Origin of the sequence: Aeromonas sp. R9-2 (assembly GCF_040908025.1) — a bacterium.
GTDB lineage: Bacteria > Pseudomonadota > Gammaproteobacteria > Enterobacterales > Aeromonadaceae > Aeromonas > Aeromonas veronii.
The window spans coordinates 17,185-43,656 of the sequence record NZ_JBFOCX010000011.1; the positions used below are offsets into that span (position 1 = coordinate 17,185).

Consider the following 26,472-nt stretch of genomic DNA (forward strand, 5'->3'; position numbering starts at 1 on the left):
CAAGGCTGATGCCGAAAGTTCCACTGCTCTAGGGGTGAATACGTGTTGTACGCAATCAGGTACACGTGTCATAATCTCAGACAGTAAGCCATTGCCAAGGAGATAAATCATGCACACAGTTACCTTCTCGGATGCCCGTAAGCATTTTGCGGACACCATGAGCCGTGTAACCAACAACGCAGAACCGGTGCGCATCATGCGCCGCGATGCTCCCGACATTGTCATGGTCGATGCTGGCGAATATGAGGCTATGTTGGAGACTATCTACCTGTTCAGCAATCCCGCGAACGCGGCTCACATCAACGAATCATTAGGACAGTTGGAGCGCGGCGAAGTTGTCAAAGTGGACTATTAATTTCACCACAAACGGTGCGGCTGATTTTGCCTACTGGAAGGGGATAGATCTGAACAAGGTCGAGCGGATAAGAGCGCTCCTACACGCCATCGAGGTCGACCCGTTCAGTGGGATCGGAAAGCCCGAACGATTGCGCCATCACAAGAACCCTGCCTTGTACTCGCGACGCATCGATCAGCAGCACCGGTTGGTTTACAGCGTATCCGGCTCCACTGTTACGGTGGTCGCCTGCCGGTTTCACTACGGGGACAAATAAAAGGCCGCCAAATCAAAGAATGGGCCTTTTCAAGGCAGCAGCAGCAGGGAGCAGGTAGAGGTGGTGGCTACCAGCTACTTGGGGGATTTTCTGGGCGATGCTGATTCGGCACTTGCTGGCTAACCGTGTGGTGGTTTCTGAAGATCACAATGTGAGAAAGGCATCGAGAGCGCTACTGCAAAGAGCGTTTTTACTGTGTTATGCTGCCCGTCAAGGCTGACGCGCTAACCAGCCTCATGGCTTCCCTCGGATGCAAAGAGCCAAAATGTAAACCACCTGTGTGCCAGGTGGTTTTTTTTGGTCTGTTGATCTGGTTTCGGCTGGGCGGGGGAGGTGTGTTATTCGCCCAGTGTCAGCTCTTTCACGATATCCCTTTCCAGTCGGTCCAGCTTATCGTTGAGCTCTGCGGTGAACTTCACTCTGGCCGCTGCCTTGATGGCTGCGATCTCCCGTAGCTGCCTGTCACTGAGGGCCGCCTCGTTGTCCAGTTGCTTGATGTCCTGCTTGAGGCGCTCGGCATCCGGGTCACGGGGTACTGCCTTGTCATCCGGCAAGGGGATCGCCTCCTTGGTGTGTTCCCTGGCCACCTGTTTCATCACTGCCTCCTGGCGTTTGGCTTCCTCCTGCTGAGCTTTATCCTCCGGCAGTTTGATGGTGTCGTCGCTGCTGCCTGTATCCGTAGTGGCCAGCGCCTTATCGCTGTCGGTGACCAGCAGTTTGCCGCCAGTCATGCGCTGCAGGTTGTGCGGGTGCATGTCGCCGTTGATGCTCACCAGAACCCCGCTTTTCGGGTGGGCGGCAGCAAGCGCAATGCCTTCATCGAGACTGGTGGCGATCCGGGTTTCACCGTTGATGGCGCGCTGCAGCCCGATAAAGGCCGCCTGCTCGTTGCTCACCAGTCGATAGTCGTCGGCCAGACGTGGCCCTGGCTGGTCGGCCCGGTGGCGCAGCTCCACCATCGCGGCCCCGCTCGGCTTGCCATTGTTGTCCCAGGTCGGGAAGGCTGCATGCGGGGTCGGGTATTTCTTGCCGGGGGCGATGTATTTGCCCATGTGCTGCTGCTCATCGAGTGCGTGACTTTTCAGAACATGGCGGCCCAGGGCGGTGGCGCGCATCGGCGAGGCATTGCCCATGAGTTCCTCGGCAAGCCGTGCCCCCTTGCCCTGGTTGGGGGCCAGGGCGTCATGGGCGGTGTGGACTTGTTGCTTGAGGCTTTTATCCAGCATCTTCTGCCAGGTCTCGATACTGTCGGTGTAGGTCTGCAGGTGCTCCTTGGCCCGCGAGGCGGGCACATAGGCCGATGCCAGAGTGACCAGGTTGCGGTTGATGCCCTTGACCGCCTGCAGCTCGATAGCATATTGGCTGCTGGCCCCTTGCGCGCCATAGGCGGTCACGGCATAGCCCAAATCGATATGCTGGTCTTCTTGCTGCTGCCCTGGGCGCAGGGTTTTCTCTTTGCTGCCATCGCTGAGCACCAGGGTGCCATTCTCCTCGATGCGCGTGACCTGCCACTGGCTGTTGGCGACATGGCCATGCTCATTGACGGTGCGGGTAAAGCGGATCTTATCCCCCTCACTGACCTGGATGTCCCTTGGCTGATAGATAGCGAGGTCATGGGCGGTGTTCTCGACGTTGGAGAGCAGCCGCGTCTTGCCCTGGGCATCGGTGAGGGTCATGGTGCCCGCCTGGGTATCAACGGCGCTTAAGGTGTAGTACTGCTGGTCAACCACCGCGACCATGCCCTTTAAGTTATTGCCGGCCACCAGGGCGCTGCTGCGAAGGCTGTTTTCCTCGATGCGCACCGGGTCAAGGATAGTGAGGGTGGTTTGTTGCTTACCTAATTGGCCCTTATCAAACAGCGCCTGATGAATGGCTCCGTTTATCTCGTGGCGTACCTTGTTCAGATGCACGATCACCAGGGTGTTATCGCGGGCCTCCCTGGTGCGACTGACGTAATCGTTGACCACCAGGGCGGCAGGGTTGGCGTCCTCAATCACCGAGTGTTCCGGTGTCCAGGCATCAGGCGCAAGAGGCGGGTCGCGGGGCACCACGGTGGGGGCAACCGCTTCACGCTCTGCCAGTGACCGGGCCAGGTTGCCCTCGATAAGGCTGTAGATAGCGGGTTTGAGCTCGGGGCGTTGGCGGACAATCTCTTTCATCACCGCGACGTCGATGGCGCTGCGCTCTTGCATCAGCTTGAACGGGGCACCCGATGAGATGGCCTTGAGCTGGGCGGTGTCGCCGCTGCTGACCACCCTGGCCCCGCTGGCGGCAACGCGCTGGTTGAACTCGGCCATGTCCCGGTTGCCAATCATCGAGCTTTCATCGACCAGGAACAGGGTGTTGCGGTAGTCGGGCGTCTCGCCGGCCATGGCCTGCTGACGGCTTTCGCTCAAGAACGAGGCAAGGGTCTGGGCCTTGACGCCGATGGATTGCATTTCGTGCACGGCGCGGTGGGTCGGGCCGATGCCGACCACTGTGGGGCGCAGCTGTGCGGGGAGGGTGTCGATGGCACTGAGCACCGCCTTGAACTGGGTGGTTTTACCCACTCCGGCATAACCCTGGATGGCGATAAACTGGTCGTCACTCTCAAGGATGAGGCGAGTCGCCTCTGATTGCCCTGGGGTGAGCCCTTTGAGCAGCTGTTCGGGTACCTTGTCCATGTAGGGGGTAGCGGCGCCCTTGCCTTCGGCAATGGTGGCGATGATGGCTTTTTCCATCTCAAAGCTGGCGCGCGAGACCACATCGCCAGGGCTGCCTGGTACGGGCATGAGGTCACCTTGCGCCACTTTCATGTCGATGGCGGTAGCGATGGCCTCAACGGGGGTGGATGGCGCAAAGTCGAGCGCTGATTTGAGCAAGTCCGGGGTGCTAAAGACAATGCCCCTGGCTTCCACCTGGGCCAGACCAAGGTGAATAGCCTGCTCTGCCGGGGTAAAGAGGTTGCCTGTGGCGTGTTTCATGGCGGTATCGAGCTGCTCGCTCTGGCCGTGCGCTTTGACCTTTTCGCTGGCCAGCTGAAACTGCGGATAGCTGCCGAGCTTCTGCTCGGCCTTGTCTTGCGCGAGCGGAGTATAGAGGTGCAGCTCGTTGCCACTTCTGGCCAGCTGGTTGAGGGTGGTGCCGGTCATCTGTCTGGCGCTGAGCGCCGCCAGGACGGTGCCCTCTTTGTGGGCGGTGCTGCCGATGCCGGTGACGTAGTGGTGACCGAGTTTCAGTGCCCGGTCGGTGGGGAGGGTGAGCTCCCCGGCGGGCGTCTCGACGCGCAATTGCCCGGCCTCCACTGACGTCACGGTCAGCGTCTGCTGGGCCTTGAGCTCGCCTTGTGCTTCACGGCCCAGCACCTTGAGGGTATCGCCGGCTGCTACCTCGATGCGCTGGCTCTCAAACAGTGACCAGCTGCTGTCGATGGCGCGCACTTTTTGCACTTGGCGCGCCCCTTGCTCGCCAACCAGCACCAGGGAGTGGGTCTTATCGGCCACCTGCTCGATGCGGTAGCGATGCATGGTTTTGCTGTTGTCGTCCCACTGCTCCATCACCATGCCGGCGCGGTAGGTATCGCGCTGATGGCGGGTCTTGCTGTCGAGCCAGACCGGGGAGAGGACGTTCAGGGTGACATCTGGCCCGTGCAGTTGGCCGGCCTCTCGCAGGGCACTGCGAATGTCGCCGGTGAGCTGGGCCTGGTCACGCGCCCCGGAAACTTGCGCGACCACCTGCTCGCCTTGCTGCAGGCGTGTCACGTAGTCGTGGGCCAGTGCGGCAAAGCGCGGGGCCTTGTCCGACTCGCTGACCACGGATGCCTGGATTTTGGGGGCATCGTAGAAGCGATACTGGGCGGCCCCGGTCTGTTTGATGACCGAGAGGGCATTGCCCACCCCGTTTCTGCGCTCACTGTCGAGCAGCAGGAGCTGTACATCGCTGGCGCGAGCCTTCTCGAGCAGCAATACCGCGTCTTTGAGGGTGAGGGTTTCGGCCTGCTCGACAACCAAGGTGCTGTGGGGCGTGAACACGCTATCTGCGTTGAGGGTATGGCGCGGGGCCACGTGGCCTGCCAGGGTGTCACTTTGGGCGAGCAGTTGGGCCGAGCGGTTGTCGCTGGCCAGGATCATCACCTCCCGCCCCTGCTCGCGGGCCATGAGCGTCGCATCCTCCAGTCGCTCGATGGTCTGGGTCATCCCGCCCTTGCCTGACAGGATCGCCAGTGGGGCTTTGTCTTGCGCCAGTACCGAGTAGGCGTCCGCATAAGGGCGGTGGCGCGCCTGGGCCTGGGCTGGAAAGGTGGCGACAGGCGGGCGGGCAGTGAGCTCCTTGGCAAGCTGTGAGACCGACAGCTCATTGAGCAGGTGAATGTCGGAGGTGAAGATACCTTTCTCTTTATCGAGCGGAATAAGCCGCTCACGACCGAGGGCCTGCTCAATGCCGTCTCGGGCCGCATTGACCAGCCCCGGCTCTGACGGGAGTTGGCTGATGGTGGCTGCCAAGAGCTCGGAGTAGGAGAACTGCACCTTCTTGTCAGAGAGCAGCGAGATGGCCTGGCCGACTGCATGCTGGATGTCCTGGGGGGACGACTCGACAGGTTGCCTGTCCCTGGCGCGCTCATCGGCATTGGCAAGATACAGGGGCAGGTCAAAGCCCTCTTTGTTGAGGCGAGCGCGCCAGTCGGCCAGCAAGAGATCGGGGTCGGCCACCGCTTTATCCTTGCGGGTATCGAGGGTGGCCACATCGCGGGACTTGGGAGAGGCATCCGGGCCGACAGCCTCATTGATTTGCTGACTGCGCTGGCTGAACTCCTTGGTCGGCACTCCTTTAAGCTCCCACAAGCCATGCTTGCCGGTGACCTCCACCTCAAAACCCATCGCCTCGACGTCCTGGCGCAGGGCGTGGCGGTATATCTGGCCGAGTGCCAGCTTGTTGTTGAACATGTCTTTGCCAAACCCGGTATTCATGTGGGCGGCATCACTGCTCAGCGCCCGCCATTTGCCTTCGGCCCAGGTGGCATTGAGCACCAGCGAGTGGGTGTGCAGCTGCGGGTCGAGCTCGCGGGAGGTGTCGTGGGTGTAGAGGGCGGCCACGATGTTGCCGGTGGCCTCGGTGCGCGAGACCCCCTCGGTCATGATGCGGGTGCTGGCCAGCGCCTCGACTTCCTTCATGGCGACGGCCACGGCGCGGTGGTGGGCCTCGAGAAAGCGCTTGTCCCCCGCAACCAGGGCCATCACCGAGACGGACTTGGGGGCGGAGAAGGTCAGATCATAGCCGGCGCGGTGGGTCTCCTTGCCATTGACGATGCGCGAGAGCTCGGTGCCGTCGGGGAGTTTCCCCTGGGCCATGGCATCGAGGGTGGCTCCCTCGATAGGGCCACTGAGTCCCAGGCGCTCGGCCCCCTCGCCAATCCAGACTGACTCCAGCTCGCCGATAGCGTAGTAGTTTTCTTCGGCAGCGTAATAGGCAGCACTGCCTTTGATGGGAGAGAGTGACAGCATTTACATGAACTCCGGCTCGTCACCACCCGGCTCCTGGTGGTGATGGTTGATGTTGACCTCTTCGCGCCGCGCAGAGTCTTTCACCTGAGCGCTTTTCTGGTACTGGGCGTAGAGATCCTCGTCGTAAATCACCCCGTTTTCATCGACCCCATCGGGGAGCGGGGGGCGCATGGTGAGCTCCTTATCACGACCGGCAGGCGGGGCTTGCGTCGCGGCAGCCTGGGGAGGTGGGGCGTCCGTTGGTTGCGTTGCTTGCGCAGTGTGATCAGCAGCCGCTGGCGGGTTCGGGGCGCTCTGTGGTTCGGCGGCGAGCGTGGTGGCGACCACCTGGGCGATCACGCCAGGCTGGATGCCATCAAACACTTTGCCGGTTTCATTGAGGCGCTGCGCCACCAACTCATCCACCTCGGGATCCAGGCTGGATTGGATGTCTCGTTCGGGCAGGGCTTCGGCGATCTTGGCTTTCTTCACAAACTCCAGCGCCATGCGTACCACCGGGTAGTTACCGGGGAGGGTGACGAAACACTCCAGGTCTTCGAGCATCTGCACATCGGTGTAGCTGACGATGGAGACGCGCTCCTCATCCTTGCCAAAAGAGATACCGTCACGCACCTGGTCTGCACCAAAGCTGGTCTGCTCGGAGAACTTCTTGCGCACGGTTTCACCAATATCCTCCTCGACAAATTTGGCCACGGCAGCGGAAGGGGAGCGGAAGAAATACTTGGTGTTGAGCAGGTCATACATGGCTTCTGCAAACTTGTTGCCGTATATCTCCTCGAGCTGGGAGTAGGACTGAAATCCCAGGGCGAAACAGCCGCCGAACTTGCGAGCCTCGGCAATGACAAAAGGAAGGCTCGGCAGCTTGTGCAGGGAGGGGATCTCGTCATAGAAGAACCAGACGCGCCGGTAACGGTTTTCGCCCATCGAGAGCAGGCTGTTAGCGGCAATACTGAGCCACATCGAGATGAGTGGTTTGAGCGATTCGTGGTGCTTCTGGTTAGAGGTGATAAAGAGCCAGCCGTTGTTGCCATCATCGCGGGCGTTTTGCATCCACTGACGAATGGTAAAGGGCTTGCCCCGGCGCTCGATACCTTGCAGGTAGCGCATCGCCTTGACGTAGTTGGTTAACACGCTTCGGATGGAGATGGCGGTCTTTTCAATCTTGCCATCAACCAGGTTGGCGGCGGGGGTGCCGGCCAGAAACTCGCGCAGCTTGTCGAGGGTGATGGCCAGGAGGGTGCGCAGGAACAGGTTGTAGCTGCGGCCCTTTTCGCCGCGCAGGCGGTGTGCCCCCTCGGCAAAGATGGTGCGGGCAGACCCTTGCCAAAAGGGGTCTTCCGAGGAACCCATCGGGATGAGGGTGGTGGCTGCGGCTTCGAGATCGGGCAGGGTTTGGCACTCTTCCCACATATCCCAGTTGGCGCAGCGCGTGTCCAGGGGGTTGAGGATGATATCGCGCCCTTCCTGGTAATACTCTTCGACAAAGGTACAGCCCTTGTCATAAATGATGACCATATCCCCACGCTGGCGGCACTGGTCGAGGAACTTGCGCATTAATGTCGATTTACCGGAACCCACGGTGCCGTGCATGGCGAAATTTTGTATTTCGCTGTCTTTTTTTATCGGGAGTGAATCTATTTTAATATCAGACGCCTGTTTTCTGCGGCGCATCATGCGCGCCACTTGCCTGGGGTTTTTATTAAGGACTCGACCCCCGGTGATTTCATCGGTGCTTTGCCGTTTCCCTGTCAGACCCAGATAGAATAAAAAGAGGATGCCCCCTAAAAACACCAGTGCGCCAGAGACGGATGCTGCGATAATGAGTTCGTTTTTTAATAGCTGACCACAATAGATAGTGTAGGCATCGACCAATATCTGCTTGGTGGTGTAGAGTAGCTCCTTGTCATAATAGCGAATGGTATAGGTGGGCGGATTCATCATCTGGCTATGCAGTGGTACCAGGGTGGTTGCAAACCAGTAGATGGTGCCATTCATGATATTTTGGGTGCTGACGCGGAAAAACAAAATAGCAATCGTCAAGACACCGAATGCCATGATGAGCCAGTACGTCATGATATTGAAGATTTGCAGGGACATGCGAAGTTGCATAAATGCGACCTGACCGCCCTGCGTCATATTGCGGGTATTGAGACTCATGGTGTGTCCTTAATAAAAAAGGGGAGTGGCCTCCCCTTCATTCACAGGTAATAATCAGAACAGTCCGGCAAGGGTGTTTGCTAATTGGTCTTCAAGTACCGGCTTGGCATCTTTGAAATCCAGATTAACCTGGTTGGCATTGCTCACAATACGGGTTTGATATTTATGGCGATTACCGGTGGCGGTGCTGGATTGTTCTTTTGAACCGGATGAACCTTGTTTAAGGGAGGTATTATCCTTGGTGGTCACGGTGACACCGGCAGGGGCTTTTTCGGCGATCTGCAGGTCGGTGACCATGGTGTAGTTGGTGTCTTCAACCATGGCATCGGCGGCAACGCCGGCCAACGCGCCGACCAGTCCGGCACCGAGGGCGGCCCCGTTGGAGGAGCTGTTATAGGCGACAGCGCTGGCTGCAGCTGCGGCCCCAATGGCACCTGCCCCATAACCGGACAGAAGGGCGTTTTGGGCATCGCGCAGGTTCATCTTGCCGACAGAGAGGACATTGGCCTGGATCCAGTATTGGGCAGTATCCGGGTTGTTAGAGATGACCATCCCTTTGTTTTGCAAGGCTTGGCGCAGCTTTGGCTCAACGGCCATGCTCTGTTCGGTACTGGTATTGCGCAACTGCAGATAGACGGTGCGCTCAACAGTGGGTTCAAGGAAGATGGTCTCGGACATCTTGGTCTGGACATCGAGGTTACGTTTGGTGACAGCAGTATGCACGGCGGAGCATCCAGCCAGGCCGAACATAGCGACAGTAACCACTGCCAGAACTGTTTTTTTCATCATCGTTACTCTCTTCTTTTTTTGGTAAAGACTTACGGTTTATGGAGTGAGGCATCCACATCCCCACCTTCCCGCCATTGTTTAATGGCGGAGCTCAACAGGGCGAGGTCGTATCGCCCCAAATCGACAATGGCGATAAAGTAAATCACCAGTAGTGACAAAAACTGTACAACATAGGAAAAAATAGCCTCGATGGCGAAAGCTTTTATTATGAGTCCGGTGAGTACGTTTATTGAAAGCCAGGTGCAAGCATAAAAAGCGGACTTTTTAGTTATGAGTCCAACTATTATGCTTTCATCTTTCACCTTTTGGGGGAGGGATAGGTATTTTCCTCTTAGGTTAGTCAGTGAAAGGAAAACAAGAAACCCAAGAAAAAAGGAAAAGCCAATCGAACCTAGAGAAAATATCCTTGTCATCTTTCCTTCGTCTAAAAAAGGATAAGCAATAAAAAGCTGCCATAGCGTCAATCCGGACATGAACACAAGTCCTGGTGTTGCACAAGACAGGAATGATGGGATATCTGCATCCTCTTTTTTAATGGTTTCCAAAATGAGTGCGGTGTCATTTTCTATGGTTTTTCTGGAAATGTTCATCACTTGCTTTCCTTGTTGAGATGTTCTTTGAAGAGGTTTTCCATTTCGGCGGTACTGGGGTCTTTCTGACCTTGATTAACAACAGCCTCTGAATGTTTTTCTTTAAACTTATCGGACGCAATGACATGGTCTGACTTTAATTCTTTTTGTTCGTTCATTATAACACCACCTTGCTGCTCAATCGACACTCTCTCGTCATAAATACGTTGATTATTTTCACCGATTAATGAATTAACTCGTTCTGATGTGTCGTTATTAATGCCTGACTGTTGAGCTCGTTGATTAATCATCGCCTCGCCTTGCGCTGCTGCCCCACCTTGAGGTGGGGTCGGGTTGCTCACGGTGGACATGCCATCGCTGAGACCCTCTCGGCTCTGCTCATACATTCCCTCTACCCGTGAGCGCAGGGTGTTTTCCATGAACTGGCCGGCAAGCTGCTCACGTTCAGCGCGCAGGGTTGGATTAGCGGTGTCAGTCAGCAGTTGATCCGCTTTTTCCGGTGCCTGCTGCTGCACGTAATGCACAAACTCCTGCGCATAATTGCTCTGCATGTTGGCACTGGCGGTGTCACTCGTGGAGGCCATCTGGCTGTATTCATGACTGCGAGTGAGGCTGGATGTGTACTGGTTGTATTGGCTGTCGGCAACGCTCAGGGTCGTGCCAAGCTGATCCAGCATGGTATTGGCGGTGTTGTCGGTGTGGCTGCCTGATACGCTGGATCGGTAGCTTTGCACCATGTCCTTGCCCTGACGGAAGTCGTTGAGCTCTTGACTGGAGCGATCAGAGGAGTGGTCGCGGCTCTGGTTACTACCCTGATTGGTGCTGTCGGTGGACCCTTTGCTTGCAGAACCGCTTACTCCACCATATACCTCACCGCCACCAGAAACCCCAAAAGCCAAGCTGGCCACTTTACCAACGATAGCTCGGTCGGAATCCATACGTCCGTACACTTTCCCACCTGCATGAGCCTCACCTCGGGTGGATTTGTCCATAAGCTCATTAAATGCTTGCTGTTCGCTGATGTTGTTGCGCTGGGCATACGATTTCGCTGCAGAGAGCATCATGTTTGCACCCTGGCTTTGCGTGGTCGCCTGGCTGCTGTCGGCCCCGGAGGTCAGCGTGCTGCTGTTGCCGGATTGGGTTGAGAACTGCTTGGCCTGGTTATAAGCGCTGTTCACCGCATGGTTATAACCGGCCAGTGAGCTTTCGGCCTGGGTTTCACTTTCTCTGGCAAGCCGCTGCGCCGTACTGCTCATGGCCTTGCCGAAGTTGATGTCGACCGGCAGCTTGGACATGGCGGGCGCAGAGTTATAGACGCTGCCGCCCCCGGCTGTCTGAGTCACCAATGCCCCGTTGTTGGTCTGCGCGGTCATCTGGCCGTTGGCATAGCTGGAGTTGGTATCCCATTTTCCGCCCGTCACATTGTCGGTCTGCATGTTGTTAAACGCCCAGGTACCGTCCACGGCCTGGCTCGCACTCTGGGTGGATGCACTTTGCAGGGCATTGCCAAGATAGCTGCCGGCCTGGGAGACGGCGCTCCCCATGCCCTTCACAATGCCATAGGCCAGGAAGGGGATGGACAGGGCCAGCCAGCCTGCGGTGGTGCCAATGTCAGAGAATTGCTGCTGCACCTGGGACAGGCTCGACAGCGTGACGTTGAAGCCCTGAGTGGTCTCCTTGAGGTAGAAGTTCATGGCGTTGTTCAAAATGGCGAACAAAATGGGCCAGGTCTGCAGATAGGCGATGGTGAACACGTAGTTCTTGAGTACATCGACGGTGAGCAAACTGGTGATGGCCAGCAGCATGATGATGGGGAAGAGGCCAATCTGTATGCCAAACAGGATGGTTTGCATGGTTGGCAGAGTCTTGGTCGCGATGCTGGCACCTGTTGCCTGGGACATGCGCAGCTTGGCAAAGCTCGATTCCTCGGACAGGTTGACAAGGCTGGCCGTGTCGCCGTTGCGGGCGCTGTAACTCACAATCCCCTTGCGCAGGGCGTTGAGGGTGACATTGCGCTTCATGATCTCGCTGGCACTTTGCCCGCCGCCATAGAAGTAGCTGTAGCTGTCCCCCATCATGGTGCCAAACAAGGTTGTGGCGCTGGGCCGGCCACCAAAGAGTTTACGCACGTAATAAGTCCAGGTGTTGCCACCGGGATTGGTGTCGACGTTCAAGGCGGTTTGCAACTGCAAGGCCGCCCACTGGCAGGTCTGGAAGTTGCCGTTTTGGTCATAGACGCCGCGCAAGGGGCTGGGGCGGGAGAAGATCAACGCATAGGGGTCTTCACTGCGCATCAGCTCTTCGAGGCTGTACTTGTGGTTGAGCATCATGTCGCCGACTACGCAGTTCTGCACATAGTCGGAGAAGAGGCTCGCGATAATCGGGTCAGTTGAAGCGAAATCGGTGCTGCCACCCACCAGGCTTGCCCCAAAGAGCATGCCGGTCTTGTTGTAGGTGAGGGCATCCGGGCGGTGGAACACGGTCTCATAGGCGACGACCACGCCGTGGCCAATGGTGCTGATAAGGCTGGCCGGTAACACCAGCCCGACCGGCACGTTGTCCACCTGGTAAACCCCGGCAGGGTCTGAGATGTCAATGACCTGTACCGGGCGTTTGACCCCGAGCAACACGCCGCTGACCATCACGAATGCCACCACCCATTTGAGCATGGTGGTGAGGTCATGGGTGCGAATGTAGGCGACAGCGGCCACGGTAATGGAGAGCACCGTGGCCATGTAGAGCATGGCCGCCCAGTTACTGGACATGGTGAATGCCGCTACGGCATTGAGGGAGTCCCGAAACAGGCCCCCTCCGGTGGTGACATAGATTGCGTCCATCAGGAACCGGCTCCCCCGAATTTGTAGTTGGATTGATAGCGTTCCAGCAGGCGACTGGAGAGTTGCTGGCGCATGTAGCTCATCTGGCGGTCAACCACCATGAGGGCGCTCTGGTTGATCTGCACCCGCGATTGCAGCACCGCGATGTTCTGGCTGGCCTGGTTAAGGCTGTTGTGGAGTTGCTCGATGGCTGGCTCCGGGTAGTTGCTGCTGCCGAGCATGATCCGGGCCTGCTGAATGAGCTCCTGCAGGTACTGCATCAGGATGTCGTAGCCGATGTAGTCGGACAGTTGGTAGAGCAGGGTGTTGGCCACCCCCAGCGACTGCGGGTCAACCAGGTACTTGAGTACCGGCACGGAGGTGGAGCTGATAAACCCTTTTTCCTGCTCGGTCAGCGGGGTGTCAGAGATGGCCTTGTTCTGAATGCTGATGAGCAGCTTTTTCACTTGGCCATTCATGGAGTTTGCTTCGCTGATGGTGACCGGCTTAATCGTCGGGGCGAGGCAGAGGGTGGTGGTGTCGCAGGCATAGATATTGGCGGTGCCGCCGTTCATCATCGACTTGATGATGTCCTCGTTGGTGGTGAGCGCCACCAGGGGTTTGATGTTACCGGTTGCATCAAAGATGAGGGTGCCGGTCAGGCTCATGGCGAACTCCTTGAGCTCGCGGTTGCTGTTAAACATGGTGTTTTTGCTCAAGGACTCCCACATCAGGTTTTTATTTTTAAGTACCTGATCTTTCATCTTGTCGCTGGCCTTGTCGGTGACGCTGCCATATTGGCCGCCCAGGGTGCAGCCCTGGCGGGAGGCGGCCCAGTCGCTGAAGAGGTTTTGTTCCCCGGCGATATCCTGACAAATTTTCTGTTGGCTGACGGCTGTCTTGGGCCACAGGCCACCGACAATGCCCTGCGCTGCCTGGCACGAGCTCATGTTCATGGAGTTGACGTCAGAGGCGAGCTTTTGCAAAAAATCCTTCGCCTGTTTCATTTCCGGCACGGTGGTTTGCAGGGCGAGATCGAAAAAGTACCCGGCAGCGTTGCCCATGATCTGTTTGACGAAGCGCTGCAGCTGGTCGCCGTTGATATGGGAAAAGGCCCCCAGGTAGGCATCGATACCGCCACAGCCAGCATTGAGGCTCGGTACTTGAATGGACACCAGCTGCACCTGTTTGACCGCTGTGCGCATATAGATTGAGCCGCCGCTGGCATAACCGGCAGCCTGCCCCTGCCAGGCATGGGGCATGGTGGTGTTGCTCTCGAACCCCAGCTTGCCAAAGAAGTGGTTGAGGTCGCTGTTGACATCGGCATGAGCCAGCGCGCTTGCGAGCAGCAAGGGGGCAATGGCAAGGGCTCGCCGTTTACTGTTGGCCATGGGGTACTCCCTGGTTAAGCGCTATCTGAAACACCTCATCGAGGCGGGACATGAATCCCGCCTGGTCGACGGCCCCCTGGAAGAGGGGGTAGGTGGTCATGGTGTGGACATTGACCAAAAAGGTGGTCGGGGTGGCGATGGGGAGCCCACTGCTGAAAAACTCCACCATGACATCGGGGCCAGCGGTCAGTGCCGAGGGGAAGGCCGCATCGCCGCGTCCATCCAGGGTGTAGGGGAACACGCCAATGCCGGTCTGCTCGCTGATCGCCTTGAGGAGGGGGTCAAACTGATGGCAATAGCTGCAGGTCGATTGCATGAACAACACCACTTTCCAGTCCTCGGCGCGCACACGGCGGCCATCACTGAGGATAAAAGGGGTGTGAGAGGGGGCACTCTCTGGTGCAGCCGCTGCCGGTGCCTGCTTGGCTGCGTCGAGTGCGGCAATCTCATCCCAGGTTGACGCCTGGGTGGTCATGCTGCCAAGCAGCAGGGCGACCAGCATGGTGCGCCTGGCAAGCGGGGGAGTGCGTGGTGACATCCCGTCACGGGCAAACAATGTGTCCATCAATACTCACCTTTAAAGTCGGTTGCGATATTCAAAAACTGTTTTGACAGGGCATCAGAGGTAATAAACCCGTATGCCAACGGCTGATATGTTTCGTTTTTTGGGTTAACCAAAAACAGCGCCGGAAAGAATTTCACCCCCATGGTTTTACTTTGGCCGCTGTCTAACTTTGAATTGGGCAGTTCCGGGCTGATGGTGCCATCAACGGAAATAGGGATGATGCTGAGCTTGTTATCTTTTGCGAAATTATTAATAACGCCACCCATTAAATTATCAATGGGCATGTTACCTCGATAGAAAAAGAAAATACCATGACTGTCCGCTATTTTTTCAATGGCGGACTTTTCTTTATTGCGGTCTATTTCCATCTGCTTTTCAACGGTGCCGTTATAGTAGCTATAACGCAGGTTATAATCGAGCTCTGGATATTTGAGCATGGCTTGCTTGGCGCTTTGGGTAAATGCCCCTGCGCGGTCTGTCCAAAAGTTTTGCCAACGCATGTATTTGGCAAAATTATCGGGCGAGCTAAACAAGATAGCCCTATCCTTGGCCTCTTCGGTGGCCCGTTGCAGCTGTTTTTTCAACTCGGTGGCCGAACGAGGGGCGGGTGTTTGCGGGCTGGCCTGCTGGGTCTCCTCCTCATCGTCCTGGGGTTCGTTGTACCACTGCCATCCTTGCGGGTCGGCATACTCGAGCACCGCCGAGAGCGCCGGGAGGGGGCTGGCCAGCAGCAGCACGGCCCCGAGCCGTGCCGCCCACTGGCGCGCTACGCTTGCCTGCTGGCTCGCTCGGTGTGGCGAAACGATGCCACCCCTCGGAGCCCAGCCTGATGTCTGCAGCAGGTTGCCGATCTTGAGGCTCATTTTGTGCCTCCTGCCTGGTTGTTCACCTGGTCTTTTATCTGCTGCTGGACGCGCTGGATCAGCGCATTGTCCTCGGGGACAGCGGAGCCGTTTTGCAGGTCTTCGTAGAAGTTGCTGAAGTCGAGGTGGTCAAACTTGATGTTTTCCAGCTCATCCATGGTGATCCCACGGCAATCAGGTGACGATGCGCCACCAAAGCCGACGCCGAGCTGCCACTGTCGCCCTTGTTGCTGGACGATCTGCGCCAGTTTTGACTCAAATACACAGTAGGAGCGCTTTTTCTCGACACAGACGCCGAGCACTTTCTTGCTGCAGAACTCGCCGATATCGACGGTGAGCTTGCGCTGACGGGCCTCCCCGAGCGCCTTTTCCTCGCTGCTGCAACTGGCGAGCCCCACATCCTGGCCCCAGCCGGAATCTTTGCAGCAGTTGCTAAAGCCAGCTGCGAACTTCTTGCAGTACTGGGCCTTGCCAGTGAATGCGCGCACGTCCGCGCCATTGAGCTCTGCCACGTCTTTGCCAGCTGCGGCGACGGCGGCCAGTTGTGACACTGCCTTTTGAAAGGCGTTGTTTTTGCCGGCAGCAGACTGGGCACAACTGCCGTCTTTACAGAAGAACGTGCCACCGCACATGACTCCCGCACCGGTGGTTTTGTGCTCGCAGGAGTAGGTCAGGTTTTCATGCAGGCAGAAGCCATCGAGGGTGTAGGCACACTGACGATTGGCGATGGTACACGCCGGGTTATTCATATATTCACGGCAAGATCCTTCACTCTGGGCTTGGGTTAAATAGGTATCTTTATAAGCCCAGCAATCGCTGTACATTGTATATGGCTGACCATCGACACAAATTGTTCTGTTGCCACCTGGCTCAATGCACTCGGATTTTGTTAGTCCACCTTCCGATTTATCAAATGGGCAGGATTCAGACCATGAAATATAAGGGTTAAAAGATCGGTTTTTGATATAAAAAACAAGCCTGATAGCCGGTAGTTTTTTTGCGGCACCTTGGTACATTGCGGCTAGCTCATCACAGCTATCACACATGAAAACCCAATTGGCAGTAATTGCGAAATTAAAGGTCTCGCCCTTACTTACTTTTACACCATAAGCGCTAGTTAATTCAGCGCCAGCAGGCTGGTTTACAATCGAGCTCATTGCTCCAGAAGTCCAAAGCTGCCTTCCTGAAAGATAAAGACTTTCACCCCAATAAAGGAATGGACAAGGGTTGCCCCATTCACAAGGCAGTATCTGAGCACGAAGACCAATTATCTCGCCTTCAAATGGTGACGGGAAGGTGATATTCATTATCGATTCAACATAAGGTGAACCTACTCTTGTTGGAGAGTACGTCATTTGCCAGGAGTCAATCACATACTCTTTGTTGGCTGACCCGGAGTAGTCCCCCTGTATGGAGGCTCTGCGCTCGCAATACTGATCGACTTGGGTATCACGCGAGCACACATGGTTGGTGTACTCGGTATGGGTCACCTCCTGCTCGACACAACCGTCAAAGCTCCCGTCCGTTACGCTTTCGGCGTTGTCCTGGGCATCGGTGCCCACCGAGATGAAAGGGGCATCCATGCTCGGTTTGTTGCCTGCCGGCGTGTTAAGGATGGACTCGGTGATGGTCTTGCCGACCTCCGATTGGTTTAAGGCGGCATTACCTTGTGAGGTGAGGTCGGTCGAGGCGTTGGTGACGCCCCCGTAATAGCCTGACTCAGGCGGTGCGCTGGTGTAGCTGGGCAGCGCACCTGCCGGGTCAAAGCCACCGATGGCCGCCTGCTCCTGGCCTTTGATGCCCTTGGCAAACTCGCTGCCCTGGTTGTATTGCTCATTGGCCGAGGCCGGGGTAGCCAGCAACATGCTGGCCAGCCACAGCGTCAAGAGCAGACGACATTGAGTCATGCTACCTCCTGCCCCTTGATCAACGTGCTTTCGCGATGCTGTGCCAACGCCTCGGTGGCGGCCAATTGGCAGAGCTCCAGGAGTTCACGTTGCTGCTGCGCGGCATGGACTCGGCCCCAGGCGCGGTCGTGATACACCCAGGTGAAACGACCGGTGTTGCATGTCACGCCCACCAAGAAGGCGACAAGTACGGCGCTCAGTAGCAAGTTTTTCAGCAGGGCATGCGCTTCGTCTTGCGGACTCGCGATGTATGAGGACTCGGGATAAGGACGCTGCACCTTGACAGGCTCGGACACTGCGTCGATGTCAGATACAGCCGTGGGTTCCTCGGCCCTCTGGATGATATCAAGCGGCATGGCCTGCATCGGCGGCAGAGCACGATCATCAAGATAGGTACTAGCGCGCGCTTCAATCAGCGGGGAGAGGGGGGGGAGCGTGTCGGGGGCCATGCTCAGCAGACATAAGATCCAGGCCGCCAGGGTCGCGAGTGCATGCACCACAAAGGTGGTGGTGAAACGAAACACGCCGAGGACGATGTTTTTCATCTGGTCGAACGCGTTTTCAGACTTGCGGTACTCCTCGCGAATAGCCTGGTTAAAACAGAGGTGGGTGGGTTGTGTCGTCATGGGTGTCGCTCCTTGCTTAGGGATGGGCGGCCAGGATGGCCTTGGCGGTGTTGGCGCAATCGCCAGACTCTGTGATTTTGGTCAGGGCTTCTCGCAAGGCGAGGTTGCCGGCAATGCGGTCATAGCGGCCATCGCAGGTGACCACCAGGGCGGGTACAGCGTTGATGCCGTAGGTGCCAAATGCGTCGGGGTCAATCTGGACACCGCCCCGCTTGTCTTCGTTAACCAGGCGCAGGACGGCATTGGCGGTCTCGCGCATGTCCCCCTTCACCATGCCGCGCAGGGTGGCGGGGATGCCGAACGTATCTGCATCCAGGATGAGGCGCTTGAGCCCCTCCTCGGGGATGGAGAAGGAGACAAAGTACAGGGCTTGCGGCGTGGGTTTGGCCTGCTGCGCCCGCTGGCGCGCAAGCTGGTCGGCCCACTGGCGGTGCTCGGGCTGTTGACGTTGCCGGGCTGCTTGCGCGAGCGCAGCGGCTTCCTCTACCTGCTCGGTGGCGGGCGGGTTGGCAATCAGCTCGTCAATAAAGCGCTGGGTATCGGTGGCGCTCATGTCGCGGGCCTCGCCTGGCATGGCCAGCAGGGTGCACAGGGCGCAAAGCAAATAGGGTCTCATCGGCGGCTCCTCACAAAAAAACACAGTTGCGTTTGCGCCACAGCAGATAGCCGAAGTTCTTTCGGTCATTGGGCATGTTGTGGCCGGTACCCCAGCGGGTGGTGGTGCGGCCAAAGGGGTGGCACGCCGCCACATCGGGGTGTTTGTTGACCATCTGATAACGCCAGCGCTCCTTGGGGACGATGGCCGAGGGGTACTCAAAACAGACGGCCCGGTCTTTGCCGATGGAGTTCATCACCATCCCCTGACGGTGCAGCTTGGCGGCCATCCGCTCGGAGAGCAGGATGGAGGACTGCATGGGGCTGAACTCGTTGCTGACGTAGCCGGTGAAGGGGTACATGGAGCCGTGCGCGCCGGCACACCAAAAGAGCGCATCGATGGGCTTGCCAAAGGCACTGGCCATGGCATCGGCAGCGCAGGCCCCCTGGGCAATCACGTTGTTAAACAGCATCGCCTCGGGGCTTAAAATGAGCGCGATAGAGGAGTCATTCCAGGTCGGATCCAGCTCGGACAGGTAGCCGATATCCATGTCCCCGCCCTGCAGACAGCCCATGCTGGTGATGATGTTGAGCCAGTAGGTGAGGGGGTATTTGTACCAGTGGACATGGTAGAAGGCGCCCGCGACATCCTTGTCACTTTGGCCGGCTGTGCCGGTGCCGACCTTGCCAACGCCGAGGCTGATGCCACCCATGTTCACCAGGCAATAGGGGCTGCGGGTCACATCGGTGAGCGCCATTGGCTCCCAGTAACCGATGGCGAGCCCAACCCGGTAAAAAATCCCCATCGGGCAGATCTGGATAGGCATCGAGGGGTTGCTGGTATCCGGTTGCGAGCCAGCAGAGACTGCAATGCTGCCAATGGAGATCGGAAACAAACATTCCCAGCAGATGTCGGTGATGGGATTGACAAATCTCCCCTCGCACTCGACTGCCGAGGCGCGAGCGGGAGCGCTGTGCAGGGCTACACACAGCAGCAGGGTCAGCGTCATGCGGGTGATCATGGTGTTTGCTCCAGGGCGTAGGTGTCGACCTGCAGGCGCTTGCCGTTGGGGGCGGCGCGCACCGTGGCGGGGACGGCGGTCAGGGCAAACTTGCGGCTAAGTACCCCCTCCTGGTCGAAATAGATGCGGGTATCGAGCTGCTGGGTTGCCTTGCGGATATCGCCATTGACGAGGATCACCTTGTAGATCGGGGTCGCGGGTTGCTGCTGGCGCATCCAGGCCACCTGGCGGGGATCATCGGCGTCAATAAAGTAGAGGGTCTGGACAAAGGGCACGGCGTCCAGGGGGTTCACCTTATCCCCCTTGCGGGCAAACACCCGTCCCTGGTGATCGGCAATGTCCTGACCGACCACGAAGGTGGGATCCACAAAATGGGTGCTGTCTTCGCTTGCGAGCTTGAGCCCGGTGACGGGCGCGGGGCGCAGGCTGTTTTTGATCACCCGCTCCTTGAATGCCTCCTGTTGCTCGGCCAGCTCTCCGCTCTCTTGCATGGCATTGAGGCGGTCATGGATGGTGGTCAGCATGTTCGGCTCGGTGATCGGGTAGAGATCACCCCATGTGCCGAGGTCGGCGGCGTGAGCCCCCCCGCCGATGAGCAGCAGTGTCAGCAAAAAGGCGCGGGTCATGGGGCACCCCGCATTCTGGTAGCGATATCGTGCTGAATGAGCCGGGTGATATCGGGCGCGCCCCGCACCACAGAGGGGGAGACCAGGATCAGGGCATCATGCTGTTGCTGCCAGGCAGACAGACTGTCATCGAGCGCCTGGCTAAAGCGCTCTGCCAACACCTTGCTTTGTGTCTCGGACAACTGCTGGCTGGCGGATTGCTCCATGAACTGATCCAGGGTGGCCTTCATGTCAAAGGTCACGATGGCGGGCGGGCGTTGCCAGAGCAGCCAGCCACTCAACACCAGGTTGAGCAGCAGCAAGGTGGTCAGGGTGGCCGTGAGCCAGGGAAAGGGGCGCTTGGCGTCCCCGGTGGTTACGGTTGCCATGCTTCGAGCACCTCCATCTCTTCGGGGAAGCGAAGTAATGCCAGCTCATAGACGGCATCGTGAATATCAGCTCCCTCGGCGCGGCGCTGTTGCAGAAACTCGAAGTCCTTGCCGTTTGAGCTGAACATGGCGCGCGAGAGGGGGTCGACAAACAGGCGATGAAAGGAGGAGCTGTCGTTGATGCGCAGCATGAACGACGAGAACCACTGGCGTTTGGCATCGCCAAATTTCGAGATAACCTGGCGCTCGAGCTCGCTGAACTGGTTGGGGCGGTTCTGGTTGTACTGCTTGAACTCCATGGTGTCTTGCTTCAAGACCACCTTGAAAGCGCTGTTACCCCAGGCTGCTTTGGCAGCGCTGCTGGCATCGTCAGCGTCAAAATCTTTGATGTTTTGCGAGATGGTGATGAACGCCCCGGTATGGCGACGCACGGTGCGATAACCGGTTTCGATAAACGCCCCCACCTTCTCGTTTTTGAAGTTGAGCAGCTTCCAGCCTTCATCGATGGCGCACACCTTTTTCAGTGAACGGTCGGTGCGGTACATCTTGTCTTCGATGTAAATGATGAGTGAGAACATCACTGCCGCCAGCAGGGCCGGTTTGTCCTGCAGGCCACCGAGTTCGAGTACCACCATCCGCGCATCGTCGGTGAGGGAGGGGGTATCGGAGTTGAAATACGCGCCGTAAATACCGGTGGTGCAGTATTTGCCGAGCAACTCGATGATCTCGTCTATGCGGGAGGTGATGGTTGCTGACTTGTCATAGCGCGGGTCGTCGCGCTCTTCTTTCAAAAAGGCGACCACATCATCAATCCGCGCTTGCTTCTGCTTCTCGCCCCAGGCAGCCAACACGGCCCGCAGCAACAGATCTTCATGCACCTCATCCAGATTGCCGTTGGGGCTGGCCAGCACCGCGAGCTGGTCACGTATCCGCTCGCCCGATTCGTTGATGTTGGTGATGTTGGCAAACGGGTTGAATTGCAGCGAGCGGCCATCGAGGTAGACCCCGCCCATGTTTTCGCAAAAGCTCTTGTAGCCATCGCCCATGTCAAACACCCACACCAGCCCACCGGAGTCGAGCACACTGCGCAGGATGGGCTGTACCAGACCGGTCTTACCCGCGCCGCTGGTTCCGCTGACCGCCATGTTGTAGTTGGTGTTGCCCAGGGTGGTATCGAATATGTCGAGGAACCCGAGCTGGTTGCGGTAGGAGGGGGCGAGCAGCCCCTTGGGGCTCAGGCGGTTGTCCGCTACCACCGGCAGCAGGTTGACCGCCTGGGTGCTTTCGGCGCGGCGAGTCGCCCCGGACAACTTGAGGTCTTCCCAAAGCCCTTCGCCCGCGCAGAACGGGAACATGGCCAGGTAGTTGCGCATCTGCATAAAGACCGGGCTGTATAGCGGCATCCCGTTCTTTTTGAACGTATTGAGGATCTGCTGCTCGCACAGCAGCGCGGCATCATCATCGTCAGCGCAAAAGGCGGTGAGGTTGTAGTAATAGCGCACCAGGCAGCTGGAATTACTGTTGAGACGCTCGCGCAGTTTCCCCCACTCACGGGCCTCTTTGCCCACCGCTGGAAAAACTTTTCCGTAGGGCGAGTTCGCCTTTTTGTCGCGGTCAAAGAACTTGCGGGTCGCCTCGTTTTGGGCCTGAACCTGGTCTTCTGCCTCGAGGGTCATGGTCAGCACAAAGGGACTGGCGACACTGAGGTCGGGGCTGAGCAGGTTGGAGATGTTGTCGCCGCTTTGCCAGAGCATGAACAGATCGGGGTTTTCCTCGAGCATGAAGTTCATGATCCGGGTGCGTGATTTGCCGCCGTTGGGGGCATCCAGGGTCAGCAGCAGGTGATCGGGATAGACCTGCAGATCGGTGGAGCGGTCGATGACCTGGAAGTTGAGCTCATCATACGGATTGGCCGTCTTGTTGGCGGCGTAGAGCTGCTCGGGACGGTGGTTAGCCATTTGGCTGATGATGTTCACGAAGGCCGACTGATCGACCTGCATGGTGGCGATCTTGGCGGAGTCCAGGGAGGCGCGCACGACCTTGAGCAGATGGCTCAATTCGGTGATGGCGCTCTTGTCGAGGGCCTTGGATTTGACGCAGTAGGAGATATAGAGCCGAAAATCGCGCAGGGTCAGGGGGAGGTTGGTCGGGCTATTAAACTGCCCCCTGGCCGCGCAGTGGTAAAAGGCTCGGGTGATGCGGTTAAAGTGGTCGGCACGTTTGCCCTGCCAGCTGAAATCGCTGATGCCATCATCAATCTGCTGGCCGATCACCTTGGTGGAGACCAGGTGAAAAGAGAGGGGCACCTGGCGGGGTAGCTTGGATTTCACCAGGTCATCGAGTACCTGGACAATGTGCTCATTGGCCCCGATAAGGGGCTGAGCCTCGAGCATAAAGCCGATGCTGCCCTTGTTCACATAGAGCCCGGAATCGGCATCGTAGTAGCGATAGGGCAGGAGGCTCGACACTTGCGGGTAGTGCAGGTCGCTCAACGCCTTGTTGGCGGCGTGGGCACCATCCTGTTTTTTGAGGGCTGACCGCAGGCGGTCAACGGTGGCGGTAATGAGATCCATGTTGTTCCCCCGGATTAACGGCGCGCAGATGCGTCGCCGTATGTGGTATTGATGTGCAAGGTGAGGGTGCAGTTAGCCTGCACGGCGGCCAGCTCGGCCTCGTTAACCGGTCCCAACTGTTCGCGAATACGCTGCAGGATGGGCTGGAGTAACACTGTCTTGCCTGCGCCACTGGTGCCCCAGACCGCGAGGTTGTAATGGGGGTCGCCAAAGAGGGCATCCGGCATGACGAAGTGGGCGGACGGATTCAGAGGTTTGTTGTTCATCGTGCGATCCTCAATTGAGCTGGTGTGGCAGTTGCCAGGTGCCGGGGGTCAGGACGAACGACACGCGACCTGGTTGGTGAAACACGTCGGCATCGTCAATCCAGGGGGCAATCCAGAGCGTGGCGATGGTGTCGGTCAACCGCAGCGGGGTGGCCTCGCCCAGGGAGTCGCAGCGCGGCGCGGTGCACAGCGCCTCGGTGTGCAAAGGGGTACTCCCCGGTGCTGCCGGCGTGAAGGTGGCTTGTTGGCCCGTCTTGGCGGCCTTGACGGCGGATGACGAGGCCGGTGCCACGAACCCGGATACCGGTGCGGGCGTCACCGAAGAGTGAGGTTTCACCGCAGTCGGTACCGAGAGCGGGGTGACAGAGGGTGCCGGCAGCTCAACCAGCGCTGGCAACGCGCCGGCACCCGGCTTTCCCCGCGCCCCCTCGGTCTTATTGCGGGCCATGTCGTTGGCCTGCTCCATAGTCATACAGCGGTCACTGGTGGTGGCATTGCACTCAAATTCGCTTGCGGTGCCGGCGCAGCCAGCGAGTAGCAGGGCGGCGACCAGGGCGAGCCAGGTGTGATTGTTCATGATGGGTTTCCTTGTTAATCCATAGGGGGGTGAACCAGGTCACCGACTTTCATTTCCTTGATGGAGGCGGTCACGGAAGGGTCGGCCAGTTTGTCTTCGGTGCTGGGCTTGGCGCGTTTGTCCGCTTTTTTCAGTCGGGCCTCCTCGATGGTTTCGAGCTGAAAGCCATCCTGAAAAATCATGGTCACCTCGTTGCCTGCCCCAATCGGGATGATGGGGTGATACTGTTCGGCGCGTTTGATGTAGTACTCGCTCAGCATCTTGCCGGCCGCGCCTGCGCCGCCGCCGACCCCGGACTTGAGAATGTCGCCGCCGCTCATGGCGGTGCTGCCGCCAACGCCGACCACCGGGGTGCCCGCTTGCTGGATCCCCTGGCCGATACCATCGACAAAGCCGGCTCCCCAGGCCCAGCCCAGGATCTCGCCATTGCGCATCACCACTTCGCCTTTGATCCCGTTTTTGCCCATGAAGGAGACATGGCCGGCAATCTTCTGGTCGATGACATCGCCATTTTTCTTACAGCTGATGCCGCGAGAGCGGACGATGGCCCGTTCGCTTGAGACATCGCCCCAGGCTTCCAGGGTGACAAAGCATCCGGTGAGGTCGTATTCGTGGTCATTGGGCATCTGCACATGGCCAATGAGGCGCAGCTGCATGGGGGCGGTATTTTGCTGGCCGGTGACCGCCGCATTGGTGTCGGCCCCCTCAATCACGATGGCTTTGGCAAAGGAGCCAGACGGGATATAGGGGTACTTGGGCTCGAGACTGGCTTTTGCATCGTCGTAGCTGAAGGTGGTCGACTCAATGGCGTCAGGGTTGGGCATCGGGGCCATGGGGTGCATGGTCATGCTGCCTTGCACCGGCGTGCCCATGCCGGCGTAAAAGTGGGTCGGGGGTGGAATATCGCCCGTTGTGGTGGCCGGTGCCCCGGCCATGGCTGCAGCAGCTGCGGCGGTCGGGACGGGTTCCCCGTTCGGGGTGCCTGCCTGGCCGCTCAAGGTGAGCTTGAGGGCGCTGTTTTCCTGCTCGAGGGTGGCCAGTCGCTGCTGATCGGTATTGCGCTCACGGGAGAGCATGCTCATCTCTTTGCGAATGGCCACGAGTTCTTCGCGCATCTCCTTGTTGACGCGCTGAAACTCGGTGACCGCGCTTTCCTGCACCTTGTCATCAAAGGTCTTGTTCACCACCCCGGTCATATCCGGTACCGGTTCTTTGGTGGCGAGGGAGTCAGCCTTGCGCTTGTCAGCTGTCGAGATGTACCAGCCGCCGCCCACGGCAGCGGCCAGCGCGAACAAGACGGCGACAAACAGCGCAATCTGGTTTCGCTTGGTCAGGGCGTTAACGTTGGCCATCTGCGCGCTCCTGGGTACGGGTGACATAGAGATAGGTAGAGGCCCCGCCAATCAGGCGGTTGTAGCGGGGGTTGACCATCACGGCGCGGGTGCCGGGTTGCCAAAAGTCCTGTTCGCGCAGGGCAACGGGGACAGAGAGCGGGTTGGCCAGCTTGTAGCGCACCACCCGCAGGGCGTTGCCGACCCAGGCGGCGTCGGGGGTGGCATAGAGGCTGGAGGCAGAGAGCGGCAGCTCCTTGTCGATGGTGGCCGGGCCATAGCCCTCGGGCATCACGCCTTGCATCAGGGCGCGGTTGAGATCGATGAGCATGGACTCATAGGGCAGGGCACTTTCCCAGGCTTTGGCGAGCGGTCTGGCAGTCTGGGTGGCTGGCATCAGGCGATAGCTGCGCCCTTCCCCCTTGCGGGGGGCGGCGTTGACAGAGAACACCTGGCCAAGCTCGGTTTCGACAAAGAAGGTGAAGGGCTTGCTGTTGTCGCTTGGGGAAGAGAAGAACACCGCGCCGGCCTTGGTGTTCTTCTTGTCGGTCAGCATGCCGGCAGCACTGCTGATATTCACGACGCGATCCCCTGGAACCACAATCATATTGGGATTGGTGTTGCTGATGGCGAGATTGAGCTGGTCACCGGGCGCAAACGTAAGGGTGACCGCGGATGCCTGTACGTGGGCCGCCACGAGGCTCAGGGACAGGCAGACCATGGGGGTGATGCCGGCAAGGTGCCGCCTGGCGTTACTGTTTGTCATCGTTCACCTCCAGAAATTTGACGATGCTGGTGACGCCGTTTTTATAGGTGAGCACCAGGGAGTAATGCTTGAGGTCGGTTTTGGGTTGGCCATTGCCAATCCAGGTCTTGAGGACACCGCGAATATCGATGCGGTTGTCAGCGGGAAAGACCTGGAACTGGGTTTGATAAAAGGCGCTATTGACCTCGTTTTGTTTGATGCGCTGCGCCTCTTGCGCCAGTGTCACCTTAAAATCAGGCTGGGCACCGGGTTTGACGTAGCCCAACAGGAATTGATGCTGGGTATCGACGGTCTCCGGGGAGATATTCAAACGCAGGGCCATAAAGCTGAGCGCCATCATTTGCATATAGGCGGGGCTGCTATTTGCCTCGGAAATAACAAACGGCGCATCGTAGGCCATTGGCGTGACAATGGTCTCCCGAGTGGATGAGAGATATCTGTTTTGCAGCGCCAAAATACTATTGGCGACAATGCTCAGAGTTAGCAGCACGAGCAACCCGAGCACGACAATAGCGACCACCTTATTAGTGGAGTCTCTGGCAGTTAATTCCATG

At 58.2% G+C, this 26,472-nt stretch carries 22 protein-coding genes; 2 read left to right on the top strand and 20 right to left on the bottom strand.

Annotated elements, in window-relative coordinates; translation table 11 throughout:
* Window positions 1-109: 109 nt before the first annotated feature.
* Together AB5Y71_RS03180 and AB5Y71_RS03185 are read left to right on the top strand one after the other, a co-directional pair.
* Window positions 110-355 carry a type II toxin-antitoxin system Phd/YefM family antitoxin gene (locus AB5Y71_RS03180; protein ID WP_017412854.1) on the top strand — a complete coding sequence of 82 codons (246 nt, stop codon included), beginning with the start codon at window positions 110-112 and terminating at the stop codon, window positions 353-355.
* Window positions 336-611, top strand: a complete 276-nt coding sequence (locus AB5Y71_RS03185; RefSeq protein ID WP_017412855.1) for a Txe/YoeB family addiction module toxin — start codon at window positions 336-338, stop codon at window positions 609-611. The genes AB5Y71_RS03180 and AB5Y71_RS03185 overlap by 20 nt, the downstream gene beginning before the upstream one ends.
* A gap of 338 nt (window positions 612-949) precedes the next feature.
* Here the strand turns inward: AB5Y71_RS03185 and traI are convergent, their stop codons facing one another.
* From traI to traE, 20 genes are read right to left on the bottom strand one after another with little or no spacing between them, the layout of a single operon-like run.
* Window positions 950-6,091: a conjugative transfer relaxase/helicase TraI gene (traI, locus tag AB5Y71_RS03190; protein WP_368170974.1), complete on the bottom strand. Its 5,142-nt coding sequence runs from the start codon at window positions 6,089-6,091 to the stop codon at window positions 950-952.
* A complete protein-coding gene (traD, locus tag AB5Y71_RS03195; protein WP_368170975.1) occupies window positions 6,092-8,248 on the bottom strand; it encodes a type IV conjugative transfer system coupling protein TraD in 2,157 nt (718 codons plus the stop codon).
* A 54-nt stretch (window positions 8,249-8,302) separates the two neighbouring features.
* Window positions 8,303-9,037, bottom strand: coding sequence for a complement resistance protein TraT (gene traT, locus AB5Y71_RS03200; protein WP_201910372.1), 735 nt, complete (start codon window positions 9,035-9,037; stop codon window positions 8,303-8,305).
* A gap of 29 nt (window positions 9,038-9,066) precedes the next feature.
* Window positions 9,067-9,627 carry a conjugal transfer entry exclusion protein TraS gene (locus AB5Y71_RS03205; protein WP_368170976.1) on the bottom strand — a complete coding sequence of 187 codons (561 nt, stop codon included), beginning with the start codon at window positions 9,625-9,627 and terminating at the stop codon, window positions 9,067-9,069.
* Window positions 9,627-12,464 carry a conjugal transfer mating-pair stabilization protein TraG gene (gene traG / locus AB5Y71_RS03210; protein WP_368170977.1) on the bottom strand — a complete coding sequence of 946 codons (2,838 nt, stop codon included), beginning with the start codon at window positions 12,462-12,464 and terminating at the stop codon, window positions 9,627-9,629. The genes AB5Y71_RS03205 and traG overlap by 1 nt, the downstream gene beginning before the upstream one ends.
* Entirely contained in the window at window positions 12,464-13,834 is a 1,371-nt protein-coding gene (gene traH / locus AB5Y71_RS03215) for a conjugal transfer pilus assembly protein TraH (protein WP_017412464.1), read from the bottom strand. The genes traG and traH overlap by 1 nt, the downstream gene beginning before the upstream one ends.
* The gene (gene trbB, locus AB5Y71_RS03220) at window positions 13,821-14,399 is read right to left on the bottom strand and encodes a type-F conjugative transfer system pilin assembly thiol-disulfide isomerase TrbB (protein WP_368170978.1); all 579 of its coding nucleotides are present in this window, start codon (window positions 14,397-14,399) and stop codon (window positions 13,821-13,823) included. The genes traH and trbB overlap by 14 nt, the downstream gene beginning before the upstream one ends.
* The gene (gene traF, locus AB5Y71_RS03225) at window positions 14,399-15,262 is read right to left on the bottom strand and encodes a type-F conjugative transfer system pilin assembly protein TraF (RefSeq protein ID WP_368170979.1); all 864 of its coding nucleotides are present in this window, start codon (window positions 15,260-15,262) and stop codon (window positions 14,399-14,401) included. Before traF ends, trbB begins: the two co-directional genes overlap by 1 nt.
* Complete coding sequence (traN, locus tag AB5Y71_RS03230; RefSeq protein ID WP_368170980.1) at window positions 15,259-17,169, bottom strand: type-F conjugative transfer system mating-pair stabilization protein TraN; 1,911 nt, start codon at window positions 17,167-17,169, stop codon at window positions 15,259-15,261. The genes traF and traN overlap by 4 nt, the downstream gene beginning before the upstream one ends.
* Window positions 17,166-17,795: a hypothetical protein gene (locus tag AB5Y71_RS03235; RefSeq protein WP_368170981.1), complete on the bottom strand. Its 630-nt coding sequence runs from the start codon at window positions 17,793-17,795 to the stop codon at window positions 17,166-17,168. Before AB5Y71_RS03235 ends, traN begins: the two co-directional genes overlap by 4 nt.
* A 16-nt stretch (window positions 17,796-17,811) precedes the next feature.
* Window positions 17,812-18,411, bottom strand: a complete 600-nt coding sequence (trbC, locus tag AB5Y71_RS03240; protein WP_368170982.1) for a type-F conjugative transfer system pilin assembly protein TrbC — start codon at window positions 18,409-18,411, stop codon at window positions 17,812-17,814.
* A 10-nt stretch (window positions 18,412-18,421) separates the two neighbouring features.
* Window positions 18,422-19,411, bottom strand: coding sequence for a conjugal transfer pilus assembly protein TraU (traU, locus tag AB5Y71_RS03245; RefSeq protein WP_368170983.1), 990 nt, complete (start codon window positions 19,409-19,411; stop codon window positions 18,422-18,424).
* Entirely contained in the window at window positions 19,408-20,037 is a 630-nt protein-coding gene (gene traW / locus AB5Y71_RS03250; protein WP_368170984.1) for a type-F conjugative transfer system protein TraW, read from the bottom strand. Before traW ends, traU begins: the two co-directional genes overlap by 4 nt.
* Window positions 20,034-20,405 carry a type-F conjugative transfer system protein TrbI gene (gene trbI / locus AB5Y71_RS03255; RefSeq protein WP_368170985.1) on the bottom strand — a complete coding sequence of 124 codons (372 nt, stop codon included), beginning with the start codon at window positions 20,403-20,405 and terminating at the stop codon, window positions 20,034-20,036. Before trbI ends, traW begins: the two co-directional genes overlap by 4 nt.
* Window positions 20,393-22,978, bottom strand: a complete 2,586-nt coding sequence (gene traC / locus AB5Y71_RS03260; protein WP_368170986.1) for a type IV secretion system protein TraC — start codon at window positions 22,976-22,978, stop codon at window positions 20,393-20,395. The genes trbI and traC overlap by 13 nt, the downstream gene beginning before the upstream one ends.
* Before the next feature lie 14 nt (window positions 22,979-22,992).
* Window positions 22,993-23,244: a hypothetical protein gene (locus AB5Y71_RS03265; protein ID WP_368170987.1), complete on the bottom strand. Its 252-nt coding sequence runs from the start codon at window positions 23,242-23,244 to the stop codon at window positions 22,993-22,995.
* Window positions 23,245-23,254: 10 nt separating this feature from the next.
* Window positions 23,255-23,821, bottom strand: coding sequence for a type IV conjugative transfer system lipoprotein TraV (gene traV, locus AB5Y71_RS03270; protein WP_368170988.1), 567 nt, complete (start codon window positions 23,819-23,821; stop codon window positions 23,255-23,257).
* A 14-nt stretch (window positions 23,822-23,835) separates the two neighbouring features.
* Entirely contained in the window at window positions 23,836-25,173 is a 1,338-nt protein-coding gene (traB, locus tag AB5Y71_RS03275) for an F-type conjugal transfer pilus assembly protein TraB (protein ID WP_368170989.1), read from the bottom strand.
* Entirely contained in the window at window positions 25,160-25,918 is a 759-nt protein-coding gene (traK, locus tag AB5Y71_RS03280) for a type-F conjugative transfer system secretin TraK (RefSeq protein WP_368170990.1), read from the bottom strand. The genes traB and traK overlap by 14 nt, the downstream gene beginning before the upstream one ends.
* The gene (gene traE, locus AB5Y71_RS03285) at window positions 25,905-26,471 is read right to left on the bottom strand and encodes a type IV conjugative transfer system protein TraE (protein WP_034284168.1); all 567 of its coding nucleotides are present in this window, start codon (window positions 26,469-26,471) and stop codon (window positions 25,905-25,907) included. The genes traK and traE overlap by 14 nt, the downstream gene beginning before the upstream one ends.
* Window position 26,472 lies beyond the last annotated feature (1 nt).